The 24,823-nt window shown below is 59.8% G+C and carries 18 protein-coding genes; 4 read left to right on the forward strand and 14 right to left on the reverse strand.

The genetic code is table 11. The features are described 5' to 3' along the window. Positions 1-6 precede the first annotated feature (6 nt). Positions 7-3,075 (forward strand): efflux RND transporter permease subunit, encoded by a 3,069-nt coding sequence (locus PSH79_RS05575; protein ID WP_305441625.1) that lies wholly within the window; start codon positions 7-9, stop codon positions 3,073-3,075. A gap of 1,144 nt (positions 3,076-4,219) precedes the next feature. On the opposite strand, the gene PSH79_RS05580 is transcribed toward PSH79_RS05575, so the two are convergent. The 3 genes from PSH79_RS05580 to plsB all read right to left on the reverse strand — a co-directional run bounded on the left by PSH79_RS05580 (position 4,220) and on the right by plsB (position 7,953). Then, complete coding sequence (locus PSH79_RS05580; protein WP_305441626.1) at positions 4,220-4,909, reverse strand: DUF4197 domain-containing protein; 690 nt, start codon at positions 4,907-4,909, stop codon at positions 4,220-4,222. Positions 4,910-4,936: 27 nt separating this feature from the next. Then, positions 4,937-5,335: a YbaY family lipoprotein gene (locus PSH79_RS05585; RefSeq protein ID WP_305441627.1), complete on the reverse strand. Its 399-nt coding sequence runs from the start codon at positions 5,333-5,335 to the stop codon at positions 4,937-4,939. 116 nt (positions 5,336-5,451) lie between these two features. Next, positions 5,452-7,953 (reverse strand): glycerol-3-phosphate 1-O-acyltransferase PlsB, encoded by a 2,502-nt coding sequence (gene plsB, locus PSH79_RS05590; protein ID WP_305441628.1) that lies wholly within the window; start codon positions 7,951-7,953, stop codon positions 5,452-5,454. Between the two features lie 238 nt (positions 7,954-8,191). Here plsB and PSH79_RS05595 point away from each other — a divergent pair, with 238 nt between their 5' ends. Further along, complete coding sequence (locus PSH79_RS05595; RefSeq protein ID WP_277760767.1) at positions 8,192-8,401, forward strand: cold-shock protein; 210 nt, start codon at positions 8,192-8,194, stop codon at positions 8,399-8,401. Between the two features lie 104 nt (positions 8,402-8,505). Here the strand turns inward: PSH79_RS05595 and PSH79_RS05600 are convergent, their stop codons facing one another. The 4 genes from PSH79_RS05600 to PSH79_RS05615 form a co-directional block, all read right to left on the reverse strand. Beyond that, the gene (locus tag PSH79_RS05600; protein WP_007964251.1) at positions 8,506-8,883 is read right to left on the reverse strand and encodes a hypothetical protein; all 378 of its coding nucleotides are present in this window, start codon (positions 8,881-8,883) and stop codon (positions 8,506-8,508) included. Positions 8,884-8,958: 75 nt separating this feature from the next. Continuing rightward, entirely contained in the window at positions 8,959-9,768 is an 810-nt protein-coding gene (locus PSH79_RS05605) for a putative RNA methyltransferase (protein ID WP_100847319.1), read from the reverse strand. Continuing rightward, positions 9,768-10,919: a succinyl-diaminopimelate desuccinylase gene (gene dapE, locus PSH79_RS05610; protein ID WP_305441632.1), complete on the reverse strand. Its 1,152-nt coding sequence runs from the start codon at positions 10,917-10,919 to the stop codon at positions 9,768-9,770. Before dapE ends, PSH79_RS05605 begins: the two co-directional genes overlap by 1 nt. Before the next feature lie 203 nt (positions 10,920-11,122). Next, on the reverse strand, positions 11,123-13,711 hold the full coding sequence (locus tag PSH79_RS05615; RefSeq protein ID WP_305441633.1) for a glycosyltransferase: 2,589 nt from the start codon (positions 13,709-13,711) through the stop codon (positions 11,123-11,125). 220 nt (positions 13,712-13,931) lie between these two features. Here PSH79_RS05615 and tcdA point away from each other — a divergent pair, with 220 nt between their 5' ends. After that, positions 13,932-14,744, forward strand: a complete 813-nt coding sequence (tcdA, locus tag PSH79_RS05620; protein WP_370872609.1) for a tRNA cyclic N6-threonylcarbamoyladenosine(37) synthase TcdA — start codon at positions 13,932-13,934, stop codon at positions 14,742-14,744. A gap of 115 nt (positions 14,745-14,859) precedes the next feature. Here the strand turns inward: tcdA and PSH79_RS05625 are convergent, their stop codons facing one another. The 4 genes from PSH79_RS05625 to PSH79_RS05640 form a co-directional block, all read right to left on the reverse strand. Continuing rightward, the gene (locus tag PSH79_RS05625; RefSeq protein WP_305441635.1) at positions 14,860-15,264 is read right to left on the reverse strand and encodes a SufE family protein; all 405 of its coding nucleotides are present in this window, start codon (positions 15,262-15,264) and stop codon (positions 14,860-14,862) included. Next, positions 15,261-16,466 carry an aminotransferase class V-fold PLP-dependent enzyme gene (locus PSH79_RS05630; protein ID WP_305441636.1) on the reverse strand — a complete coding sequence of 402 codons (1,206 nt, stop codon included), beginning with the start codon at positions 16,464-16,466 and terminating at the stop codon, positions 15,261-15,263. The genes PSH79_RS05625 and PSH79_RS05630 overlap by 4 nt, the downstream gene beginning before the upstream one ends. A gap of 114 nt (positions 16,467-16,580) precedes the next feature. Further along, positions 16,581-17,615 carry a 2,3,4,5-tetrahydropyridine-2,6-dicarboxylate N-succinyltransferase gene (gene dapD / locus PSH79_RS05635; RefSeq protein ID WP_305441638.1) on the reverse strand — a complete coding sequence of 345 codons (1,035 nt, stop codon included), beginning with the start codon at positions 17,613-17,615 and terminating at the stop codon, positions 16,581-16,583. Positions 17,616-17,647: 32 nt separating this feature from the next. Further along, a complete protein-coding gene (locus PSH79_RS05640; RefSeq protein WP_305443884.1) occupies positions 17,648-17,956 on the reverse strand; it encodes an arsenate reductase in 309 nt (102 codons plus the stop codon). A 239-nt stretch (positions 17,957-18,195) separates the two neighbouring features. On the opposite strand from PSH79_RS05640, the gene PSH79_RS05645 reads away from it, so the two are divergent. Continuing rightward, entirely contained in the window at positions 18,196-19,827 is a 1,632-nt protein-coding gene (locus tag PSH79_RS05645) for a Na+/H+ antiporter (protein WP_305441639.1), read from the forward strand. Here the strand turns inward: PSH79_RS05645 and PSH79_RS05650 are convergent. The 3 genes from PSH79_RS05650 to PSH79_RS05660 form a co-directional block, all read right to left on the reverse strand. Beyond that, on the reverse strand, positions 19,820-20,566 hold the full coding sequence (locus tag PSH79_RS05650; protein ID WP_305441640.1) for a M12 family metallopeptidase: 747 nt from the start codon (positions 20,564-20,566) through the stop codon (positions 19,820-19,822). The genes PSH79_RS05645 and PSH79_RS05650 overlap by 8 nt on opposite strands. Before the next feature lie 271 nt (positions 20,567-20,837). After that, positions 20,838-22,037 (reverse strand): succinyldiaminopimelate transaminase, encoded by a 1,200-nt coding sequence (gene dapC, locus PSH79_RS05655; protein WP_305441641.1) that lies wholly within the window; start codon positions 22,035-22,037, stop codon positions 20,838-20,840. Positions 22,038-22,081: 44 nt separating this feature from the next. Continuing rightward, complete coding sequence (locus PSH79_RS05660; RefSeq protein ID WP_305441642.1) at positions 22,082-24,784, reverse strand: [protein-PII] uridylyltransferase; 2,703 nt, start codon at positions 24,782-24,784, stop codon at positions 22,082-22,084. Positions 24,785-24,823 lie beyond the last annotated feature (39 nt).

The raw sequence follows: 24,823 nt of genomic DNA on the forward strand, positions 1-24,823 counted from the left end.
GTCCCGATGCGCTTCAACCTTTCCGAATGGGCGCTGCGTAATCGCCAGATCATATTGTTCCTGATGCTTTTGCTGGCCATCGTCGGTGCGTTGTCCTACACCAAACTCGGCCAGAGCGAAGACCCGCCGTTCACCTTCAAGGCCATGGTGATCCAGACTCGCTGGCCGGGCGCGACGGCTCAGGAAGTCTCGCGTCAGGTCACCGAGCGCATCGAAAAGAAACTCATGGAAACCGGCGAGTACGAACGCATCGTTTCGTTCTCTCGTCCCGGCGAATCCCAGGTCACGTTTATCGCCCGCGATTCGATGCACTCCAACCAGATCCCCGATCTCTGGTATCAGGTGCGCAAGAAGGTCAGCGACATCCGCCAGACCCTGCCGCCGGGGATTCAGGGGCCGTTTTTCAACGATGAATTCGGCACTACTTTCGGCAATATCTACGCGCTGACCGGCGACGGTTTTGACTACGCCGTGCTCAAGGATTATGCCGACCGCATCCAGATCCAGCTGCAACGGGTCAAGGATGTCGGCAAGGTCGATCTGTTGGGGTTGCAGGACGAGAAGATCTGGGTCGAGCTGTCCAACGTTAAACTCGCCACCCTCGGCTTGCCGCTGGCGGCAGTGCAGCAGGCGCTGGAAGAACAGAATGCGGTGTCTACGGCTGGGTTCTTTGAGACTGGCAGTGAGCGTTTGCAGTTACGGGTCTCGGGGAATTTCCAGACGGTCGACGAGATAAAGAACTTCCCGATCCGGGTCGGCGATCGTACGTTCCGCATCTCCGATGTCGCCGATGTGCGGCGCGGTTTCAACGATCCGCCGGCGCCGCGCATGCGCTTCATGGCTGAAGACGCGATTGGTCTGGCCGTGGCAATGAAGGACGGCGGCGACATTCTTGTGCTCGGCAGGGCATTGGAAGGCGAATTCTCACGCATCCAGAAGAACCTCCCGGCCGGCATGCAGTTGCGCAAGGTTTCTGACCAACCGGCAGCCGTGAAAACCGGCGTGGGCGAGTTCGTCCAGGTGCTGGTCGAGGCGCTGGCGATTGTGTTGCTGGTGAGCTTCTTTTCTCTCGGTGTGCGCACCGGCATGGTGGTGGCGCTGAGCATTCCTCTGGTGCTGGCGATGACCTTCGCCTGCATGTATTACTTCGGCATCGGTCTGCACAAAATTTCCCTCGGCGCGCTGGTGTTGGCGCTGGGCTTGCTGGTGGATGACGCGATCATCGCCGTGGAGATGATGGCGATCAAAATGGAGCAGGGCTTCGACCGCATCAAGGCCGCGAGCTACGCCTGGACCAGTACCGCGTTCCCGATGCTCACCGGTACGCTGATCACTGCCGCCGGTTTCCTGCCGATTGCCACGGCACAGTCCGGCACGGGCGAATACACCCGTTCGATCTTTCAGGTGGTGACCATCGCGCTGCTTGCTTCCTGGGTGGCGGCGGTGATGTTCGTGCCCTATCTGGGGGAGCGACTGCTGCCGGATCTGGCGAAAATTCACGCGGCCAAACACGGTACCGGCGACGGTCAGCCCGACCCTTATGGCACACCGTTCTATCAGCGGGTTCGTCGTTTGGTGGAATGGTGTGTGGTTCACCGTAAAACCGTCATTGTGCTGACCGTGGGGCTGTTTATCGCGTCGGTGATGCTGTTCCGCTTCGTGCCACAGCAGTTTTTTCCGGCCTCCAATCGGTTGGAGCTGATGGTCGATCTGAAACTGGCTGAAGGCGCTTCGCTGGCGAACACCACCGGTGAGGTCAAACGCCTGGAAGCGATGCTCAAGGATCACGCTGGCATCGACAACTATGTGGCCTATGTCGGCACCGGGTCGCCGCGTTTCTACCTGCCGCTGGATCAGCAATTGCCCGCGGCAAGTTTTGCCCAGTTCGTGGTGTTGGCGAAGAACATCGAGGAGCGTGAAACGCTGCGTACCTGGTTGATCAGCACGCTGAACGAGCAATTCCCGGCGTTGCGTTCACGAGTGACGCGTTTGGAAAACGGCCCGCCGGTTGGCTATCCGGTGCAGTTCCGCGTTACCGGTGAACACATCGAAGAAGTCCGCGCTCTGGCGCGCAAGGTCGCGGCCAAGGTTCGCGAGAATCCGCATGTGGTCAATGTGCATCTGGACTGGGAAGAGCCGAGCAAGGTTGTGTACTTGAACATTGATCAGGATCGCGCCCGGGCACTGGGGGTGAGCACTGCCAATCTGGCGAAATTCCTGCAGAGTTCGTTGACCGGGTCGAGTGTCAGTCAGTATCGCGAAGACAATGAGTTGATCGAGATTCTGCTGCGCGGCACGGTGCATGAGCGTACTGAATTGTCTTTGTTGCCGAGTCTGGCGGTGCCTACGGATAACGGCCGCAGTGTGGCGCTGTCGCAGGTCGCAACGCTGGAGTATGGCTTTGAGGAAGGCGTCATCTGGCATCGTAATCGGCTGCCGAACGTGACGGTGCGTGCCGATATTTATGGCAAGGAGCAGCCGGCGACGCTGGTGAAGCAGATCATGCCGACGCTGGATTCGATTCGCGCTGAATTGCCGGACGGGTATCTGCTGGATGTTGGTGGGACGGTGGAGGATTCGGAGCGTGGGCAGAAGTCGGTGAATGCCGGGGTGCCGATGTTCATCGTGGTGGTACTGACGTTGCTGATGGTGCAGTTGCGCAGTTTTTCGCGCACCGCGATGGTGTTTTTGACGGCTCCGTTGGGGTTGATCGGGGTGGTGCTGTTTTTGATGGTGTTCCGGCAGCCGTTCGGGTTTGTGGCGATGTTGGGGACGATCGCGCTGTCCGGGATGATCATGCGTAATTCGGTGATTCTGGTGGATCAGATCGAGCAGGATATTGCCTCTGGGCTCAGGCCTTGGCAGGCGATTATCGAGGCGACGGTGCGGCGTTTTCGGCCGATTGTGCTGACGGCGTTGGCGGCGGTGCTGGCGATGATTCCGTTGTCGCGCAGTGTGTTTTTTGGGCCGATGGCGGTGGCGATCATGGGCGGGTTGATTGTGGCTACGGCGCTGACGCTTTTGTTTTTGCCTGCTTTGTATGCGGCCTGGTTCAGGGTGCGTCGGGAGGGGTGATCTTCTTGGGGCTTGGCGGCCTTTGGGCCGACCATGCTCTGGGGGTTTTGGGTGAATATCCGTTTCTGCGGGTGTTGCCGCTGGCGGTTTCGCTCTTACAGCGAGTCCCTTTGGCAAACGCCCCAAAGGAACCAAAGGTCTGGGCCCCGGCGTTCGGCCCGCTCGCTGGGGCTCGGGGTTCCTTCGCTGCGGAATTGATCCGGGGGCATCGCTTCCGGTTTGCTTCGCTGCACCTCCTTTCGATGTATTCGACTTCGTCGAACGGCGCTACGCGCCCCCCCCCCCCGGATCAATCCCTCCACTCAGCCTGCCGAAGGGGCCGGTACTGCAAGATCAAGAGCTGCAGCCGAGCTAACGCTCATCCTGTTGAGTGGTGAGAAGCGACGCGGGGTGATGTGTGGCGAGGTGGGTGCTGTTTTTGCTTTTGCTTTTGCTTTTCTGTGGGAGTGAAATTGCTCGCGAAGACGGCCTGACAGCCGACCTGTTTCTTTCAGAAGTACGCGACCCCACTGTAGGAGTGAGCCTGCTCGCGATGACGCCCTGACAGCCACCCAATCTCTGCCTGAATGCACTCAGCCGAAATTGTGGGAGCTGGCTTGCCAGCGATGGCGGCCTGACAGCCGACCAATCCTTTCCTGGCGAACTCCTCCTCACACTAGAAGTTGCCGAAGGCTGCGATCTTTCGATCTGCTTTGGCTTTGGCTTTTGACGTTGATCTTGATCTTTTGCCCCCATCGGCAGGCCGAGCGGAGGTGTTCATCCGGGGGTTAGGTGCGAAGCGCCGTGCGGCGAAGCCGCATACATCGAGAGGAGGTGCAGCGCAGCAAACCGGAGGCGATGCCCCCGGATGGACACCGTAGCGAGGGAACACTGAGCCTCAGCGAAGTGCCGTACGCCGGGGGCAAAGCCTTTTGGTTCCTTTTTGGCGTTTGAAAAAGGGACTCGCTGTAAGAGCGAAACCGCCAGAAGCCCTAACCGCAGCAACGGATATGCCCAAAAAAAACCAATCCCAAAACCCCAAAATCTCAGACAAACAAAAATCAAAAGATCGAAGCCTGCCGCAGTTCCAGGGAATAAAGATATCAACCATAAAAAAGCCCGCTGGACCTGTGAAGGTCAGCGGGCTTTTTGTTGGGAGGGGAGTTTACAACGTCCCGAACACCTTCTTCGCCAGACTCGTCGCCGCAGCAGCCGGGTTCTGGCGAATGGTTTCTTCCTGTTTGCCGATCATTTCGAACAGGCCATTGAGTGCTTGTTCGGTGACGTAGTTTTCGACGTTGGCGCTCTTAGCGTCTACCACGCCGAAGGTCGCAGCCTGGCCGGCGAAGGCGTTGTATTTCTGCGCTACGCCAACCTTGTCGGTAGCTTGTTTGACGATGGGCAGGAACTTGGCGCGGATCTGTTCGCGGCTGGATTTGTCCAGGTATTGGGTGGCCGAGTCGTTGCCGCCGCTGAGGATGCCTTTGGCGTCGGCCACGCTCATTTTCTTCACAGCGTCGACGAGGATTGGCTGAGCCTGGGTCACGGCGCTTTCCGCGGCTTTGTTCATCGCGGTTTCCAGTTCTTCGACCTGGGCGCCCATGCCAAAGGCTTTCATCTTGCTGGCGGCTTTACCGAGTTTGCCCGGCAGTTCAATTTTTACGTCCGGGTTATTGCTGAAACCGCCAGGGGTGCCGAGTTGTTTGACGGCGATTTGCGCGCCTTGGGTCAGGGCGTCCTTGAGGCCGCCGGTGGCGTCTTGTTGTGACAGGTCGCTGAGCGACAGTGCCATGGCGCTGGCGGAGATCATCAGGCCCGCGCACAGGCCGGCGAAGCGAAGGGTAGGGCGGAGCATGGCAGCTTCCTTGTTCCAGAAAATGAATTAACGAGCGGCGTCGACGCGGATTTTCAGCGGCTGCGGGTCGTTGCCGTCGAGTTGCACGGCATGGTTTTCGGTGGTGATGAACATCAACTCACCGTTGACCTCAATGCGCGCGCTGACCGAGTAGCGATGGCCAGGTTTGACCTGGGCCGGATCGTAGCTCAAGTGGAACGGCAGCGGCACCTGGCCTTTGACCGGGCCTTTCTGTTCGTCGAGTACCACGGCTGGCGCATCGGCCAGTGACACGTCTTGCAGGCTCACGCTCAGGGTGGCGCTCGGTGGCAGGGCGATGCGTTGCAGGTAGAACACCTCGCCGTCGAGGCTGGCTTTACCGGCGGGAGTGTTCGATTGGCAGGCACTGAGCAGGGCAGCGGCAGCGAAAATGGTCAGTTTTTTCATCGGGTGTTCTCCTTTCAGTGTGGGAGCGAGCTTGCTTGCGATTGCGTTGTGACAGTCACCGATGATGGCCACTGGCAGAGCGCTTCGCGAGCAGGCTCTCTCCTACAGGTTGTTCGTTAAGCCTCGGGCGGTGTGGCGACCTGATCGGCCGCATCTTCACTGCGGTGCAGCGCCACCTGACGGATCGACAAACGAATGTCCGCCGGCAGCACGCGCTTGGCCGCACCTTCGGCCAGTTCGCCGAGCAGTTCGTGGTAGCTCAGCTTGCCGGCTTCGTCGCGGCGCAGCACGTCGAGGTCGAGCAGGGTCTGGATGAAGTGGCGGAACAGGCTCTTGTCGAAAAACTCCGGGGCGTTGAGGCCATGCAGGATCGACAGGCGCTGTGCCATGACCGTACAGAGGTCTTCCAGCTCTTCGGCGCTGACGGTGTTCTGGCCGGCGTTGAGCAGCAGTGAGACGGTCATGTAGAAGCGTTGCAGGGTCTGCGCGATGCTCTTCGACAGCAGGGTCAGCAATACGAAATGTCGCGAACTTGGCGCCGGGCGCAGGTACAGGTCTTTTTCGAAACGCAGCAGGCCTTGTTCGACGAAGGCCTCCAGCCACTGATCGACCACCGCATCGAGTTCTTCCAGGCTCCAGCGAATGAACAGCTCCGACTGCAAGTACGGATACAGCGCGCGGGTGTAGCGCAGGATCTGTTCGCGGCTCATGCGCGAGGTGCTCTGGAAGAAACTCGCCAGCAGCGCCGGCAGGGCGAAGATGTGCAGCACGTTGTTGCGGTAGTAGGTCATCAGGACGGCATTTTGCTCGTCCAGATAAAGAATCTTGCCCAGCGCATCGTTTTGCTCGGCCAGCAGATCCATGTCCTTTACATGTTCGATCAGCGCGCGGCCATCGCCTTCCGGCAATGTCGTGTGTGGCGAGTACGGCACCTTGCGCAGCAGCGCCAGATACAGGTCCAGCACCCTCGCCATGGCGCGATCGTCCAGCGCCAGGCGAGTGGTCGACAGCAATGCCAGCGCCACCAGATTGACCGGGTTGATCGCCGCCGCTTCGTTCAGATGCTGCGCGACTTTCTCGCCGAGGCGATTGGTGGTTTCGTTGAGCCATGCCGGTTTGAACTGCGGGCCGAGATCCTGTTGACGCCAGTCCGGTTGCTCGGCGTCGAGGAACTCCGCCAGTTTGATCGGCTCGCCGAAGTTGACCGCGACCTGACCGAAGCGCTGCTTGAGCGCGCCGATGACTTTGAAAATGTCGAAGATCGATTCTTTCTTCTTGCTCGCCCCACGCAACTCGCCGAGGTAGGTGCGACCTTCCAGCACGCGCTCATAGCCGATGTACACCGGCACGAACACGATGGGCATGCGCGACGAACGCAGGAAGCTGCGCATCGTGATCGCGAGCATCCCGGTTTTCGGTTGCAACATGCGCCCGGTGCGCGAGCGGCCACCCTCGACGAAGTACTCGACCGGGAAGCCTTTGGTGAACAGGGTGTGCAGGTATTCGTTGAACACCGAGGTGTACAGCGGATTGCCCTTGAACGTGCGGCGCATGAAGAACGCACCGCCACGGCGCAGCAGGCTGCCGATTACCGGCATGTTGAGGTTGATCCCGGCGGCGATGTGCGGCGGGGTCAGGCCGTTGCGAAACAGCAAGTACGAGAGCAGCAGGTAGTCGATGTGGCTGCGGTGACACGGCACGTAGATTACTTCGTGACCCTGGGCGACCTTCTGCACGCCTTCGATGTGGTTGACCTTGATGCCGTCGTAGATCTTGTTCCAGAACCAGCTCAGCACCACTTCAAGGAAGCGGATCGCGGTGTAGGTGTAGTCCGAGGCGATCTCGTTGCCGTAGCGCAGCGCCTGGGCCTTGGCCTTTTCCGGGGAGATGTTTTCGCGCTCGGCTTCGTCGAGGATCGCTTGCTTGACCAGCGGCTGGTTGAGCAGACCTTTGACCAGGTTGCGGCGGTGGGAAATGTCCGGACCGATCACCGCTGCCTTGAGGTTGCGGAAGTGTACGCGCAGGATCCGCTGGGCCATGCGCACGGTGCGTTCGTGGCCCTTGTTGTGTTCGATCAACTCGCGCAGGTGGATTGGCGCGGAGAATTGCACACGGGTCTTGCGCCCGAGGACGATGATGCTCAACAGGCGACGCAGGCGCCCGGTGACCGCCCAACTGTCGGCAAACAGCAGCTTCCACGGACTGTTTTCGCTGTCCGGCGACTGACCCCAGAACACACTGACCGGAATGATCTGCGCGTCTTCGGCGGCGTTCTGGGTGAGGGCGCTGACCAGTCGGGTCAGGGTCGGCGGCGCACCGCGCTTGTCTTGACGGCCGAGCCAGTCCGGGTCAGGCGTCAGGTAGAAGAATGCCGCCGGTTCGATCAACGGACCCACCGACACCGGCAAAACCGGACGCGGCAGGCCGGCCTTGGTGCACTCGGTATCAACCACGGCCAGATCGGTGAGCGATGGGTTTTGCAGGACGTAGAACACCGGACGACTGCGGTCGAGGTTGAGGGTGAACGACGACTGGTTGATCGTCTCCGAGCGAACCCAGAGGTACAACAGTCGGCGCAAGGTGCCAAACACAAGACGGCGAAACGGGGAACGGGTCATACGGCTTCTGCGTGAGTGAATAAAACCGAGCGTTTGCTCGGGTGGGCGCTAGTGTGCCGGATTCGCTGAAAATCGGCAAAAAAGCAGCGAAGTAAACTCCTGTTGAGAGTTTTCGTGCCTGTCATATACTCGGCGCTCTGTCGCCGGGGCCCTTTTATGGACGTCGGACGCAGGCTGACGTTCCTCAAAGGCTTTCCTGCGAAAAGCCTGTTCAATAATAAGAAAGGAGTATGAACAGATGGCAACACGCGAAACCGGCAACGTGAAGTGGTTCAACGACGCCAAGGGCTACGGCTTCATTCAGCGCGAGGACGGGGTGGATGTGTTCGTGCACTACCGCGCGATTCGCGGCGAAGGGCATCGGTCACTGACCGAAGGCCAGCAGGTCGAGTATGCGTTGATCACGGGGGAGAAGGGTTTGCAGGCTGAGGATGTTGTAGGCCTGTAATCTTCAAGATCAAAAGATCGTCCGATCGCGGCCCGAGCCTTCGGCAGCTCCTACAGGGGATGCATTCCAAACTGTAGCTGCCGAAGGCTGCGATCTTTTACTTTTTAAGCGGTCTTCCAGGTGATTTCTTCTTCGCCGTCGGCGCTGATGCGAATCCAGCGATCCGCCGTTTCCTCACCTTCTTCCTCGACCCACGTCCCCGGCGCACAGCGCACTTCGACATTCAGCGCGGCGAATGCGGCGCGGGCGCAGGCGATGTCGTCGTCCCATGGCGTCGCATCGCTTTCCAGATACAGGCTGTTCCATTTGCCTACGGCTTTGGGCAGCCAGGTCACCGGGATGTTGCCGGCCTTGCACTTGTAGGTCTGGCCTTTCTGCACCCAGTCGCTGCACGGGCCCAGCGCTTCGCCCAGCCAGGCGGAAATGGCCTTGTGGTCGACGTCGGCGTCTTTCAGGTAAATCTCGATGTCCGGTTGGCGCATGGATGTCCTCACTGCGGGTCTGAAAAATCCATTCGCGGATTTAGCCGGCCCCGGGCACTTGCCCGAGACCAAAAGTTATTGAAGAACGAAATAATCGTAGCGCATCGACACGGTGGTCTCGAACGGCTCGGCCTGTTCGATCACCGCCGCGCGACGCTCGGCACTGGCGCGCCAGCCGTGAGGCGTCATTGCCAGCAGATTGGCGCGATCCTCTGGTTTGTCCAGCGTCAGCTTGAACTCCAGCGTCTCGCTGTGCGCCAGCGCCATGCCTTCCGGCACCAGGGCCAGATGCTTGTCGTCGGTGTACTCGCGGACCTCGTCGTACAGACGTTCGCGCAGTTCCATCAGATGGCCGCTGGTCGGGCCGACTTTCATCAGACCGCCGCCAACGCTGAGCAGACGCTTGGCTTCTTCCCAGTCCAATGGACTGAAAACGCTGGCGAGAAACTGGCAACTGCCCGACGCCAATGGCACGCGGGCCATGCTGGCGATCAACCAGGTCAGTTGTGGATTGCGTTTGCAGGCGCGTTTGACCGCTTCGCGGGAGATGTCCAGCGCGTAGCCATCGGCATCCGGCAGGGCTTCGGCGATTTGTGCGGTGTAGTAACCCTCGCCACAGCCGATATCGACCCAGCGCGCCGGCGCATAACTCGCTGCCAGCTCCGCCAGACGCTTGGCCACCGGCGCGTAATGGCCGGCGTTGAGGAAATCACGGCGGGCCTCGACCATCGCCTGATTATCGCCAGGATCGCGGCTGTTCTTGTGCTGCACCGGCAACAGGTTCAAGTAACCCTGACGCGCACGGTCGAAACGATGCCCGGCGGGGCAGACCACGCCGTTGTCCACCGCATTCAGCGGCTCACTGCAGATCGGGCACGCAAGCATCAGGCGAGCAACTTGATCAGGGTCTGGTAGTAGATCTCGGTCAGCACGTCGAGATCGGCCGCCAGCACACGCTCGTTGACCTGGTGAATGGTCGCGTTGACCGGGCCCAGTTCAACCACTTGGGTGCCCATGGTCGCGATGAAACGGCCATCGGAAGTGCCACCGCTGGTAGATGCCTTGGTCTCGCGGCCGGTGATGTCCTTGATGCTCGACGACACCGCGTCGAGCAGTGCGCCCGGCTCGGTGAGGAATGGCAGGCCGGACAGCGCCCAGTCGATGTGCCAGTCCAGATCATGTTTGTCGAGGATGTCGGCCACGCGTTTCTGTAGGCCTTCGACGGTGGATTCGGTGGAGAAGCGGAAGTTGAATACCGCCACCAAGTCGCCCGGAATCACGTTGGTCGCGCCGGTGCCGGAGTTGACGTTGGAAATCTGGAAACTGGTCGGCGGGAAGAAGTCGTTGCCGTGATCCCAGTGCTCGGCGGCCAATTCGGCCAGCGCCGGAGCAGCGAGGTGGATCGGGTTCTTCGCCAGATGCGGGTAGGCCACGTGGCCCTGAATACCCTTGATGGTCAGTTTGGCGCCAAGCGAGCCGCGACGGCCGTTTTTCACCACGTCACCCACCAGCGTGGTGCTCGACGGCTCGCCGACGATGCACCAGTCCAGACGCTCGCTACGCGCGACCAGACGTTCAACCACTGCCTTGGTGCCGTGGTGCGCCGGGCCTTCTTCGTCGCTGGTGATCAGAAACGCGACTTTGCCTTTGTGGTTCGGGTAGTCGGCGACGAAGCGCTCGGCGGCAACAGTCATCGACGCCAGGCTGCCTTTCATGTCTGCCGCGCCACGGCCGCAGAGCATGCCGTGTTCATCGATGATGGCGTTGAACGGGTCGATCTGCCATGCGGTCACCGGGCCGGTCGGCACTACGTCGGTGTGACCGGCGAAGCACAGCACCGGGCCTTCGCTGTTGCCGTGGGTGGCCCAGAAGTTATCCACATCTTCGATGCGCATCGGTTCCAGGGTGAAACCGGCATCACCCAGGCGCTGCATCATCTGCTTCTGGCAATCGGCGTCGACCGGCGTCACGGACGGACGGCGGATCAGGTCGATGGCGAGTTGGAGGGTCGGCGAAAGGTCGGCGTGGGCCGTCATGTAATAACTCCGGGGTGCGCACGGTAAACCTGTAGGAGCTGCCGCAGGCTGCGATCTGTTGATCTTGCTGTTGATTTAAAAAACAAAATCAAAGGATCGCAGCCTGCGGCAGCTCTTACAGGGTTGTTGGCATTGAAAAAGGCGACCATTCTAAAGCAAAACGGCGACCCGAAGGCCGCCGTTTGACGTTATCCAATAATCGATTACGCGGTTGCCGGCTCAGGCGCCGCTGTCGGTTTTGGCAGCGACGACAGGAACGCCATGATCAATGCCGCCAGGTACGGCAACGATTGCACCAGCAACATGACTACCCAGAAGCGCATGTCGTTGCTTGGAATACCCTGCACCAGGTAGATCCCCAGCGCCGCGCCCCACAACAGCAGCATGATGAACAGCTCTTCCCGCGCTTCGGAAATCGCCACCCAGAAGCCGTGGTTGTCGGCGTTTTTCGGCGTGCGGAAGAACGGAATGCTGCTGGTGAAGAAGCCGTACAGCACCGCTTTGGCGATGGTGTGCGACAACGCCAGACCTGCCAGCGCCGCGCAGAATGCATCTTTCAGGTTCACGCCCACCGCGCGGCGATACAGGAAGATGATCTTGCCGACCTTGAACACGAACAGCGCCAATGGCGGGATCGCGAAGATCAACAGTGGCGGATCGACCCGTTGCGGCACGATGATCATCGCCGCCGACCACAACAGTGCGCCGACGGTGAAGAAGATGTTCATGCCGTCCGCGACCCACGGCAACCAGCCCGCGAGGAAGTGGTAACGCTGGCCACGGGTCAGTTCGGTGTCCTTGCCGCGCAGCAGGCTGGCGGTGTGACGCTTGATGATCTGGATGGCGCCGTAAGCCCAGCGGAAACGCTGCTTCTTGAAGTCGATGAACGTATCCGGCATCAGACCCTTGCCGTAGCTGTCGTGGTAATACGCCGCCGACAGGCCTTTTTCGAACACGCGCAGACCCAGTTCGGCGTCTTCACAGATGCACCAGTCGGCCCAGCCCAGTTCTTCGAGCACCGAACGACGGGTCATGGTCATGGTGCCGTGCTGGATGATTGCGTCGCGGTCGTTACGGGTGACCATGCCGATATGGAAGAAACCTTTGTACTCGGCGTAACAGAGCTTCTTGAAGGTGCTTTCGTTCTGGTCGCGGTAATCCTGCGGCGACTGCACCACGGCAATTTTCGGGTCGGCGAAGTGCGGCACCATGTGCTTGAGCCAGTTCGGATGCACGCAGTAATCGGAGTCGATTACCGCAATCACTTCGGCGTCCTTGGCGGTATGCGGAATCAGGTAGTTCAGCGCGCCGCCCTTGAAACCTGCCAATGGCGCGACGTGGAAGAACTTGAAGCGCGGGCCGAGGGTTTCGCAGTAGTCGCGCACCGGTTCCCAGACGGCCGGGTCCTTGGTGTTGTTGTCGATGATCAGGACTTCGTAGTCCGGGTAATCAAGGGCGGCAAGGGCGTCGAGGGTCTGTTTGACCATCTCCGGCGGCTCGTTGTAGCAAGGCACGTGGATCGAGACTTTTGGCCGGTAGCTGGAATCGCCCTCCACGGGCAGGAATTCCCGTCGACGTTTGTGAATCCACACGGCTTCGGCCAGTTCATGGGCTTCGGTCAGCAACACGATAAACACCCCGAGCGCCCCGAGCGCCAGCAGGAAGCCCACTGTCAGGCTGAACCAGGTGCTGTATTGCAGGCTGTAGTCGTAACCGATCCATACCAGCACCGACCCGCAAAGGAATGCGATGAAGGTCAGGAAGATCCGGCCACGCTGGCGCAAGGCCGAGCCGTCGATCATCAGCAGGGTCAGCGACAACAGCGCCAATACCACCGAACCGACCGCCAGTACGCGCCATTGCGGGATCGCCACCACCGGTCCTTCGAAGTTGAATTTCTGCTGGCGCGCGGCGTTGAACACGCCCCAATACGCGCCAACCGAACCTTCGTCACTGGCTTTCCACGGCTGGTCGAACGCTTCGATCACGAAGTAGTTGAAGCCTTGGCGGTTGAGCTTGTTGACCAAAGTTCGCAGGTAGATCGCCTGATCTGCCGGCGACGCATCGGCGCCCCCACGCATGCGGCCGTTGCTCGGCCAGCCGACCTCGGACAGCAGCAACGGTTTTTTCGGGAACATCTTTTTCAGGTCGCGGGCGCGGTCGAAAACGAACTGGCCGGCCTTGTCGACGGGAACGAATTCCCAGTACGGCAGGACGTGCGCGGCGATCAGGTCGACGTGCTTGGCCAGTTCCGGATGTTCTTCCCAGACGTGCCATTGTTCGGAGGTGGTCACCGGGACTTTCACTGCCGCGCGTACACGATCAAGCAACACGCTGAGTTGCTCGGCAGTGATTTCCTTACGGAAGATCGCTTCGTTGCCGACCACCACGCGAACCACGCTGCGCGAGGTGTTCGCCAGTTCTATGGCGCGGGTGATTTCTCGCTCGTTGCGCTCCTGGTCGGGGCTGATCCAGATCCCCAGGGTCACGCGAAGACCGAACTCTTCCGCCAGTTTCGGGATGTCTTGCAGCGAGCCGTCGACCGAGTAGATGCGGATGTTATCCGTCAGCTTGCTCATGATCTCCAGATCGCGGCGCATCTCTTCGTCGGAAGGGTACTGATCCTTCTGCGGGAATTGACCCTGCTGGAAGGGCGAGTAAGAGAAACCGGAGATCTGCTCCGGCCAGTTGGGCGCGGAGACCGGGCGATTGATCAGCGCCCAGAAGCCGGTGAACAGGGCGGCGATTGCCAGAACCACCACCAGGTTGAGACCAAATTTACGCGATGACATAGCTGTTTCGGGTTCCAAAGGCTGTGGAACGGAGGATCGGTAGGCTATACGCCAATGGGGCGCGCATCCTACACCGGTAATTCGCATGTCGTACAACAGACCGGGAAATGCCTGATATTGGGCAATCCGCTTTGACTTAAGTTCTTACACTTGTAGATCGAAGGTTAAAACTTGTCGCTGCGTAGCCCTATAATGCGCGCCGGTTTTTGGGGTAATGGTCATGAGTACAGAAGATCCGCGGTTTGCAGGCATCGCCCGTTTGTATGGCATCGAAGGCATGGAGCGCTTGCGCGCGGCCCATGTGGCGATCGTCGGCGTCGGTGGCGTCGGCTCCTGGGCGGCGGAAGCCATCGCCCGTTGCGGCGTGGGCGAAATATCCCTGTTCGATCTGGATGACGTTTGCGTGAGCAACGCCAACCGTCAGTTGCACGCGCTGGACAGCACCGTCGGCAAAGCCAAGGTCGAGGTGATGGCCGAGCGTCTGCGCGGGATCAATCCGGACTGCACCGTCCATGCGGTGGCGGATTTCGTCACTCGCGACACCATGGCCGAATACATCACGCCGGACATCGACTGCGTGATTGACTGCATCGACGCCGTCAACGCCAAGGCTGCGCTGATCGCCTGGTGCAAACGCCGCAAAATCCAGATCATCACCACGGGTGGTGCGGGTGGGCAGATCGATCCGACGCTGATTCAGGTCTGCGATCTGAACCGCACATTCAACGACCCATTGGCTTCGAAAGTGCGATCTACGCTGCGTCGTGACTACGGTTTCTCGCGCACCGTGACCCGTCATTACAGCGTGCCTTGCGTGTTTTCCACGGAACAACTGCGCTACCCGAAACCGGATGGCAGCATCTGTTTGCAGAAGAGTTTTGTCGGTGATGGCGTGAAACTGGACTGCGCGGGCGGGTTTGGTGCGGTGATGATGGTGACGGCGACGTTCGGCATGGTCGCGGCGACCAAGGCTGTGGATAAGATTGTGGCTGGGGTTCGGCGCCCGGCGGATCGGGTCAAGCCTCAGGTTTGATGCTGGGGCTTATGGCCTCATCGCTGGCAAGCCAGCTCCCACAGGTATTGGGTCAGTTCACTGCATCTATGAACACCATCGAACCCTGTGGGCGCTGACTTGCCAGCGATGGCGATTAACATGCCAACTCATTCATCCGCTGGAGCACCGCATTGAGGCCATTGCTGCGCGACGGCGACAACTGCCGCGAAAGCCCCAACTGACTGAACCAGTCCGGCAGATCCACTTGCTGCAGTTCAGCAGCGCTCAGACCATTGACCCGCAACAGCAGCAACGCCACCAACCCGCGAATCATCCGCGCATCACTGCTGGCGCTGAATTGCCAGTGGCCGTCCTGCAACTCACCCACCAACCACACTTGGCTTTCACAGCCATGCACCCGGTTGGCATCGCATTTATCCGCGTCGCTCAGCGGCGGTAGACGATCACCGAACTGCATCAGCAATCGCGCCCGCTGTTCCCAACCGGCAGCATTCTGAAAGGTTTGAAGCGCCTCGGCGGCGTCAGTCGGCAGGCTCATCGCAACAACTCCAGTGCCTGATCCAGCGCTTCAAAAAAGCGCTCCAGATCTTCCGAATCGTTGTACAACGCCAGCGATACACGAATCGCCCCGGCCAGCTCAAAGCGTTTCAACAGCGGCATGGCGCAGTGATGCCCGGCGCGCACGGCAATGCCTTGCTCGGTCAGCAGATGCGCCAGATCGGCGTTGTGTACGCCCTCGACGACAAAACTGGCCAGCGCCAGTTGTGGCTTGCCCAGCAGGCGAATGCCATTGCGGGCAGCGAGGCCGCGAAGCAGATAGTCGTGCAGCGCCGCTTCATGGGCGGACACGGCTTCCTGATCCAGCCCTGCCAGGTAATCGAGGGTCGCACCGAGGCCGATCACGCTGGCAATCGGCGGCGTGCCCGCCTCGAAACCCAGCGGGGCGGGGCGGAAGCGCGAATCGTGATAGTTGGCTTCCAGCACCATTTCACCGCCGAACTGCCACGGCTTCAGCTGTTCCAGCGCTTTATTGCGCCCGAACAGAACACCGAGGCCATCGGGGCCGTACAGCTTGTGGCTGGAAAACACATAAAAGTCGCAACCCAACGTCTGCACGTCATGCCGACCGTGCACCACGCCTTGGGCGCCATCGACCACGGTCAACGCACCCTGCGCCTTGGCCATGCCCAGCAGCGCCGGCAGCGGTTGCCACGCGCCCAGCACGTTGGACAACTGGCTGACCGCCAGCAAACGGGTGCGCGGGCCGATCAGGTGCACGGCGGCAGCGAGGTCGATCACGCCGTCGTCATCCAGCGGCAGGATCACCAGTTTCAGATCGCGCCGTTGTGCCAGTTGCTGCCAGGGCAGCAGGTTGGCGTGATGCTCCAGAGCGCTGATGACAATTTCATCGCCCGGATGGAAGAGGTGCTCCAGGCCATACGCCAGGAGATTCAGCGCACTGGTGGCGCCGTGGGTAAAGATGATCTGCCCGCTGTCACCGGCATTCAGCCACTGGGCCACCTTGAGCCGACTGTCTTCGAACGCTTGCGTGGCATGGGCACCGGGAAGGTGCTGCGCACGATGCACGTTGGCCGCGCCGTTGGCGTAGTAATGCGCCAGCGCATCGAGCAGGGCCTGAGGTTTTTGCGTGGTGGCGGCGTTGTCCAGATAGGTCTGGTCTTGCCGTTGCAGGGCGGCGATGGCCGGGAAATCGGCACGCCAGGGGGAGGGAATCATCATTTCATTCGGCCCATGCACAAGACACTGTGGGAGCGAGCTTGCTCGCGAAGAGGACCTTAAGGCCACCCAAAGCTTCGCTAACAAGCTTGCTCCCACAGGAAGTCATCGCGGCACTTAGTTGTGAGCGTGCAGTGCTTCGTTCAGTTCGATCGCCGACTTGTGGGTTTTGCACTCCACGGCACCGGTTTCCGAATTGCGACGGAACAGCAGGTCGGTCTGACCGGCCAGTTCACGCGCCTTCACGACTTTGACCAGATTATTGTGCTCGTCCAGCAGCGCTACTTTGGTGCCGGCGGTCACGTAAAGACCCGACTCGACGGTGTTGCGGTCGCCCAACGGAATGCCGATACCGGCGTTGGCGCCGATCAGGCAGCCTTCGCCGACCTTGATCACGATGTTGCCGCCGCCCGACAGGGTGCCCATGGTCGAGCAACCGCCGCCCAGATCCGAACCTTTACCGACGAAGACGCCTGCGGATACGCGGCCTTCGATCATGCCCGGGCCTTCAGTGCCGGCGTTGAAGTTGATGAAACCTTCGTGCATCACGGTGGTGCCTTCACCGACGTAAGCGCCCAGACGCAGACGTGCGGCGTCAGCGATACGCACGCCGGCCGGTACCACGTAGTCGGTCATTTTCGGGAACTTGTCCACCGAGAACACTTCCAGCAGCTCGCCGCGCAGACGGGCTTCAAGTTGCAGTTCGGCCAGTTCGCTCAGGTCGATTGCACCCTGGCTGGTCCACGCTACGTTCGGCAGCAGCGGGAAGATACCCGCCAGGTTCAGGCCGTGCGGCTTGACCAAGCGATGGGACAGCAGGTGCAGCTTGAGGTAGGCCTCAGGTGTCGAGGTCAGTTGCGCATCTTCAGCCAGCAGCGTGGCGACCAGTGGCTTGTGGCTTTCGGCCAGACGGGTCAGCAGCTTGCCTTGAACCGCGTCAATGCCTTTGACGGCTTCAGCCAGTTGCGCAGCCTGTGCGGTCGTGAAGGTGATGGCCTGGTTGCCTTCGGTGTAACCGAGGATCGGCGCAACGGCAGCGATCAGTTCGGCCGAAGGATTGAGCAGTGGCTGTGCGTAGAACACTTCCAGCCACGCGCCTTGACGGTTCTGGGTGCCGACACCGAAAGCGATGCTGAACAGGGAATTGGACATGAGAATACCTCTACAAAAAAGTGACGGGCTGCTTATTTGATCGCGGCCGCGTAGATGTCTGGCTTGAAGCCAATCAGGGTTCGGTCACCGAGATCGAGCACCGGGCGCTTGATCATCGAGGGTTGAGCGAGCATCAGTTCGATGGCTTTCGACTGGTCGAGATCGGCTTTACGTTCGTCGTCGAGTTTGCGAAAGGTCGTGCCTGCACGGTTCAACACCGTTTGCCAGCCGTGCTCGTCACACCACTGAGTCAGGTGCTCACGGTCGATGCCGGCAGTCTTGTAATCGTGAAAGTCGTAGCTGACAGCGTGTTCATCGAGCCAGGTGCGCGCCTTCTTCATGGTGTCGCAGGCTTTGATGCCGAAAAGGTGCAACGTTTTACTTGAATCGGTCAAGGAATCGCCCCCTTTACAGGTGCTGGAAAAAAAAGGTGTCGGATTATGCCATGACCCTTCAGCTAATACGCAAAACCTGTGGGAGTCGAGTTTCAGAGGGCTGCGACATAGGTGCAAAGGCCAGGCACAGCCTAAGCGGCTAATATGGCAGTTCAACGCTGTCGATTGCCTGAGATTTCCGCTTTATGCAAACCGCTTACACCGTCCTGATCCTGCTGATGCTGGTCAGCGTTTCGCGTCTGGTCGGACGGGTCATCCCGCTGCCGCTTCCTCTGGTTCAAATTGCCGCCGGTGCCTTACTGGCCTGGCCGACCCTCGGTCTGCACGTCGCCCTCGATCCCGAACTGTTCCTGTTTCTGTTCCTGCCGCCGCTGCTGTTCTCCGACGGTTGGCGCATGCCCAAGCGCGAATTCTGGCATCTGCGCGGGCCGATCCTGACGCTGGCGGTCGGGCTGGTGCTGTTCACCGTGGTAGGCGCCGGATACTTCATTAACTGGTTACTGCCGACGATTCCGCTACCGGTGGCCTTCGCGCTGGCGGCCGTGCTGTCACCGACCGACGCTGTGGCGGTCTCGGCCATTGCCCAGAACCGCTTGCCCACGCCGCTGATGCATATATTGCAGGGCGAGGCGCTGATGAATGATGCGTCGGGTCTGGTGACGTTCAAATTTGCCTTGGTAGCGGCGGTCACCGGGGTGTTTTCGTTGGCCAATGCCAGCCTCACGTTTGTGCTGGTGGCCGTCGGCGGTCTGGCGGTCGGCGTGGCACTGAGCTGGCTGGTCGGCCGCTTGCGCGCATGGATGATCGCCCGGGGCTGGGATGATCCGGCCACTCACGTGGTGTTCATGTTGCTGCTGCCGTTCGCTGCTTATGTGTTGGCTGAACGACTGGGTGCATCGGGCATCCTCTCGGCTGTTGCTGCGGGGATGATGCAGAGCTGGCTAGACCTGCTGCCACGTCAGACCAGTACGCGACTGCTCAATCGCAGTGTCTGGTCGCTGCTGGAGTTCGCGTTCAATGGCTTGATCTTTCTATTGTTGGGCCTGCAACTGCCGGACATCATCAAAGCCGTGGTCAGTCACGAGCCGGCCCTGTGGCCGACGCTGTTTTACCGCTGCCTCGATGTCATAGCGATTTTTCTCGCTTTGGTGCTGTTGCGGTTTATCTGGGTACAAAGCATCTGGCGGTTGTCCGTACTGCTGCGGCGTTTGCGCGGCAAGGTCGATTTGACCCAGGTGCCGACTGCGCGCTCCTGCTGGCTGCTGACCGTTGGTGGCGTGCGCGGGGCAGTGACGCTGGCGGGGGTGATGTCGGTGCCGATGTTGATGGGCGCGCAGGCGTTTCCCGAGCGTGATCTGCTGATCTTCATCGCCGCTGGGGTGATTCTGCTGTCGCTGATCGCGGCCTGCATCGCCTTACCGTTGCTGCTGCGTGGCATTGAAAAGAGTCCGGATGACAAGCGTCGCCAGGAAATCCGCGATGCATGGCGCAAGACAGCCGAAGCGGCCATTCATGCGCTGGAAACTGAAGAGGTTGGCCCGCAGGATGCTGCTCAAGCGGCGCTGTCGGCCGAGCTCAAGGCGCGGATCATGTCCGAGTATCGCCATCAACTGGACGTGTTCAATGATTCGGTCGAAGCCCAGGCGCTGGCGTTCCAGATGGATCTGCTGGAGCGACGTTTGCGTCTCAAGGCGCTGCGGGCGCAGCGTCTTGAGCTGTACAGCCTGAGTCGTCATCACCAGATCGGCGATGACGTTCTGCGGGAAGTGCTGGCTGACCTGGATTTGAGCGAGGCGAATCTGGGTAAGGTCAAATAGGCAGTTCGAGATATTTGATGGGGGGATAGATTTGCCTTGCAAACATCTTGTCCCCTTCGCTGAGCGTTGAATTGATTCCCGTCTGCCAGTTTGACACCGTCATAAAGTCCTGGATGGGGTAGTGCATGATCGAGTCTTTGTCGTATTTGCCAAAAGACAACGGATGGGTAGAGTCAAGATCAAAGAGGTTGTGGTTGATTTGCTCTTTGCTCCAGCCGAATACCGTTTCGAAGAAGTCATAAACTACCGGTTTGTTCCAAGGAATATTGGCCTCGGGATGCAGGTGCGCATGATGAAAGCCCAAGGCATGGCCAAACTCATGCAGTAGCGTTCGCTCAAACGCCAGGTTGTCCGGCTCTACCCCGATGGTCATGGTCGGGAAGCGAGTGTCGACGGTCAGTGCCTGTGTCCCAATGGTTGAGTAGCTCTCCTGGCCGCCCAGGGCGATGCGGATTTCACCTTTGTAGTCCTCCACGACTTCGAAGGCCAGGCTGACGAAAGGCTCCCATTGACGAATGATCCGTTCGACTCGGTCTTTCAGTTCAAGAGGAATATCGTGGAGGAACGAGATTTTCAGGGTGCTGGCGTTCTCCCAAAAAAAGTCGCTGTAAGCGAGTGAGCGCTTGCGGCGTTCTTGAGGCAAAGGAGTTTGGCGGTACTTATTATCGTCTTCAGTGATGGCGGCAATAGCGCTGGTCTGATTTGGCAGGTTAAGTCTTACATAGTGAAATGTTTGCATATTCAACATCCTTGTTGGTTATGAGCTTCTGCCCTGGTGGGTAGGGTAAAGCCGCATGGGCGGATGCGAAGATAATATGATTTGGATGGCGCGTGGTGCAGATGTTGTAACTATATGCTGGTTCAACTTTCTGCTTTTTATTTGTATTTTTTGAATTGGATATATCGCTGTCCAGGAACAATTCGGGTCGCTGGTCAGGCAGTTATTAGTTTGTGATTTTGTAACGTTTAGTCAGTCCTGCGCCAGATTGCCTGGCGCAGGCCTTCAAGACTTATTGTTGACGAGTAATAAATGCGCGAATCCTTTCAGCCGCTTCAACACATTCGGCCAATGGCGCAACCAGCGCCATCCGCACCCGCCCGGCCCCCGGGTTGACGCCATCTACCTCACGGGAAAGGTAGGAACCTGGCACAACCGTCACATGTTCTTCAGCGAACAGATCACGGCAGAACGTCGCGTCGTCACCCTGAACACTCGGCCACAGGTAAAAGCTGCCGTCCGGACGCTGAACATCCATTACCGGGCTGAGGATTTCCAGCACGGCGTCGAACTTCTCCCGATACAGCGCGCGGTTGGCGCGCACGTGTACTTCGTCATTCCACGCAGCGACGCTGGCCAACTGGGTTTGTACCGGCATCGCGCAACCGTGGTAGGTGCGATACAGCAAAAAGCCCTTGAGAATGTCTGCATCGCCAGCCACGAAACCGGAGCGCAGCCCCGGCAGGTTCGAGCGTTTGGACAGGCTATGGAACACCACGCAGCGCTTGAAGTCCTTGCGGCCCAGTTCGACGCAGGCAGTGAGCAGGCCTGGCGGCGGGGTCTGTTCGTCGAAGTACAGCTCGCTGTAGCACTCGTCGGCGGCGATCACAAAATCATATTCGTCAGCCAAGGCAATGAGCTTTTTCAGTGTGTCGGCCGGGATCAGTGCGCCGGTCGGGTTACCCGGCGAGCACAGAAACAGGATCTGGCAGCGTTTCCAGATAGCTGGCGAAACTGCGTCGAAGTCAGGGTTGAAGCCGTTTTCATCCAGACACGGCAGGTAATGCGGTTTGGCCCCCGCGAGGAACGCGGCGCCTTCGTAGATCTGATAGAACGGGTTCGGGCTGACCACCAGCGCATCGTCCCCACGGTTGACCACGGTCTGGGTGAACGCGAATAACGCTTCGCGTGTGCCGTTGACCGGCAGCACGTTACGGGCCGGATCGATCCAGCTGCTCGGTACGCCAAAGCGGCGCTCGCACCAGCCGGCGATGGCTTCGCGCAGGGCCGGGATGCCAAGAGTGGTCGGGTACACGGCCATCTGATCCAGACTGTTTGCCAGCGCCTCGGCGACAAAGCTTGGCGAACGGTGTTTCGGCTCACCGATCGACAGGGCGATAGGGCGCTTGTCCGGGTTTGGCGTCACGGTGCCGAGCAGGGCGCGGAGCTTCTCGAACGGGTAGGGCTGGAGCTGGTTCAGAGCGTTGTTCATTGGTACAGGGTCTCATTACAAAGCAGATTAATCCGGGCGCGCAGTCAGATGCTGATGCGCGAAAGCTTGATATCGGGTTCCTGATTGACGCTCAACTGCTCGACGATCGCATCCTGCAAGCGGCTGCACAGCAGTGGGTCCGATAGCGGCTGGTTGTGCGCGTCGGTGATGAAGAACACGTCCTCTACCCGTTCGCCCAAGGTGGCGATTTTGGCGTTCTGCAGCGACAGATCGAACTCCAGAAAAATTCCGCCGATCCGCGCCAACAGGCCTGGACGGTCGGGTGCGGTCAGTTCCAGAACCGTCACCGGACGCTGGGCGTCGTTGTGAATCGTCACTTGTGGCGCAAAGGCAAAATGCTTGAGCTGGCGCGGCACCCGGCGCTGAATGATCGTCGGGTAGTCGTCGGGGTTGCGCAGGGCTTCGGTCAGGCCCTCGCGGATCTGCTTGATCCGTGCCGGGTTGTCGCCGATGGATTCACCGTCGTTGTCGAGCACGATGTAGGTATCGAGGGTGAACTGACTGCTGGACGTGATGACCCGAGCATCGTGAATGTTCAAGTTGAGCTGATCCATTGCCGCCACAGTCACGGCGAAGAAGTCGTGCTGATCCGGTGCATAAATAAAGATCTGCGTGCCACCTTCGAATTCGCGCTGGGTGGTTTCCTTAATCAATACCAGAGGCCCGCCATCGGCCGGCTGCTGGAGTATCGCGTCGCTGTGCCAGGCTACATCGCCGGCTGTGTGACGCAGGAAATAGTCATCGCCCAACTGCGCCCACAACTGCTCGACATCATCCGGATCGTTGCCGCCGCGCACAAGAATATCCAGCGCTGCGCTTTGGGTCTGGCGGATCTGCTCTTCGCGATCCACCGGGTTTTCCAGGCCGCGGCGCAAGGCGCGTTTGGTCTCGGTGTAGAGCTGGCGCAAGAGGCTGGCGCGCCAGGAATTCCACAGCGTCGGGTTCGTCGCGTTGATGTCGGCCACAGTCAGCACGTACAGGTAGTCGAGGCGGGTTTCATCGCCGACCGCCTGTGCGAAGTCGTGGATTACCTGCGGGTCGGACAAGTCCTTGCGCTGGGCGGTGGTCGACATCACCAGATGGTTTTGCACCAGCCAGACGATCAGGCGGCTGTCCCACACGGGCAACTGATGACGCTGGCAGAACGCCTCGGCATCGACCGCGCCAATCTCCGAGTGATCGCCATGCCGGCCCTTGCCAATGTCGTGGTACAGGCCGGCGAGGTAGATCAGCTCGGGTTTGGGTAACTTGCCCATGAGCTTGCTGGCCAGCGGGAATTTTTCCGACACCTGGGTGTACTGCAGCTTACGCAGATGCTTGATCAGGTTCAGTGTGTGCGCGTCGACCGTATAGATGTGGAACAGGTCGTGTTGCATCTGCCCGACGATAAACCCGAACTCCGGCAAATAGCGCCCGAGAATGCCGTAACGGTTCATCCGGCGCAGGTTGCGATGGATGCCGATCTTGCACTTGAACAGCTCGATAAACAGGCTGGTATTGCGGATATCGTTGCGGAAGTTGTCGTCGATCAGATGCCGGTGCTCGCGCAGCAGACGAATGGTATCGGCGCGCACGCCTTTGATTTCCGGCTGCTGAGCCATCAGCACGAAAATCTCCAGCATGGCGAACGGCGTGCGGCGGAACACGTTGTCGTTACGTGCTTCGATATAGCCGTCGTGCAACTGGAAGCGCGAGTTGATCGGATGGGGCGGCGCTTCGTCTTCCGGGGCGAGGATGACTTCCTCGAAATGCTGGATGATCAGGTCGCTGAGCTGGGCGATGCTCATCACCACGCGAAAGTACTGCTGCATGAAGTTTTCGACAGCCTGCTTGGCGTCGTCGCCTTCAAAACCGAGCAGCCCGGCAATGGTGCGTTGATGATCGAACAACAAGCGGTCTTCGGAGCGGCCGGCGAGCATGTGCAGGGCGTAGCGCACTTTCCAGAGGAATTCCTGGGAGGAAGCGAGCAGGGCGTTTTCGCTCTCGACCAAAAAACCTTCGCCGGCAAGGGCGCGCAGGTTCAGGGTGCCGTACTGACGACGGGCAACCCACAGAATCGTCTGAATATCCCGCAGCCCGCCGGGCGAGCCTTTGACGTTGGGCTCCAGGTTGTATTCGGTGTCGTTGTACTTGTGGTGGCGAGCCTTCTGCTCGGCGCGTTTGGCCAGGAAGAAGTCCTTGGCCGGCCACATGTGGGCAGTGCTGGTGACTTCGAGCATGCGTTGGCGCAAACGCTCGGGGCCGCAGATGGTGCGGCTTTCCATGAGGTTGGTGACGACGGTCAGGTCGGCGCGGGCTTCTTCGGCGCATTCATCCACCGAGCGAACGCTCTGACCGACTTCCAGGCCGATGTCCCACAGCAAGGTGAGAAAACGCTCGATGGAGTCGCGGAAAACTTCGTGATCGGCGCTGTCCAGCAGGATCAGCAAATCGATGTCGGAGTAGGGGTGCAACTCGCCACGGCCATAACCACCGACCGCGACCAGCGCGATGTCGGCATCCTCACTCCAGTTGAACTGCTCCCAAGCCTTTTGCAGGATGTTGTCGACGAACCAGGCGCGGTCTTCGATCAGCCGGCGGATATCGCGGCCGCTGCGAAAGCGCGCATCGAGCACGTCGCGGGCCTGGCGGATCGCTTTCTTGAACGCCGCGATAGGGCTCGCTTTCAGGGCCAGTTCAGCCTGGAACTGGCCGCGGTCGAAGAGTTCGGGATCCACCTGCGGCATCGATTGGCTTTCCTTCTATAAAGGCTGGGAGCGTTTCAG

Source organism: Pseudomonas sp. FP2196 (genome assembly GCF_030687715.1).
GTDB lineage: Bacteria > Pseudomonadota > Gammaproteobacteria > Pseudomonadales > Pseudomonadaceae > Aquipseudomonas.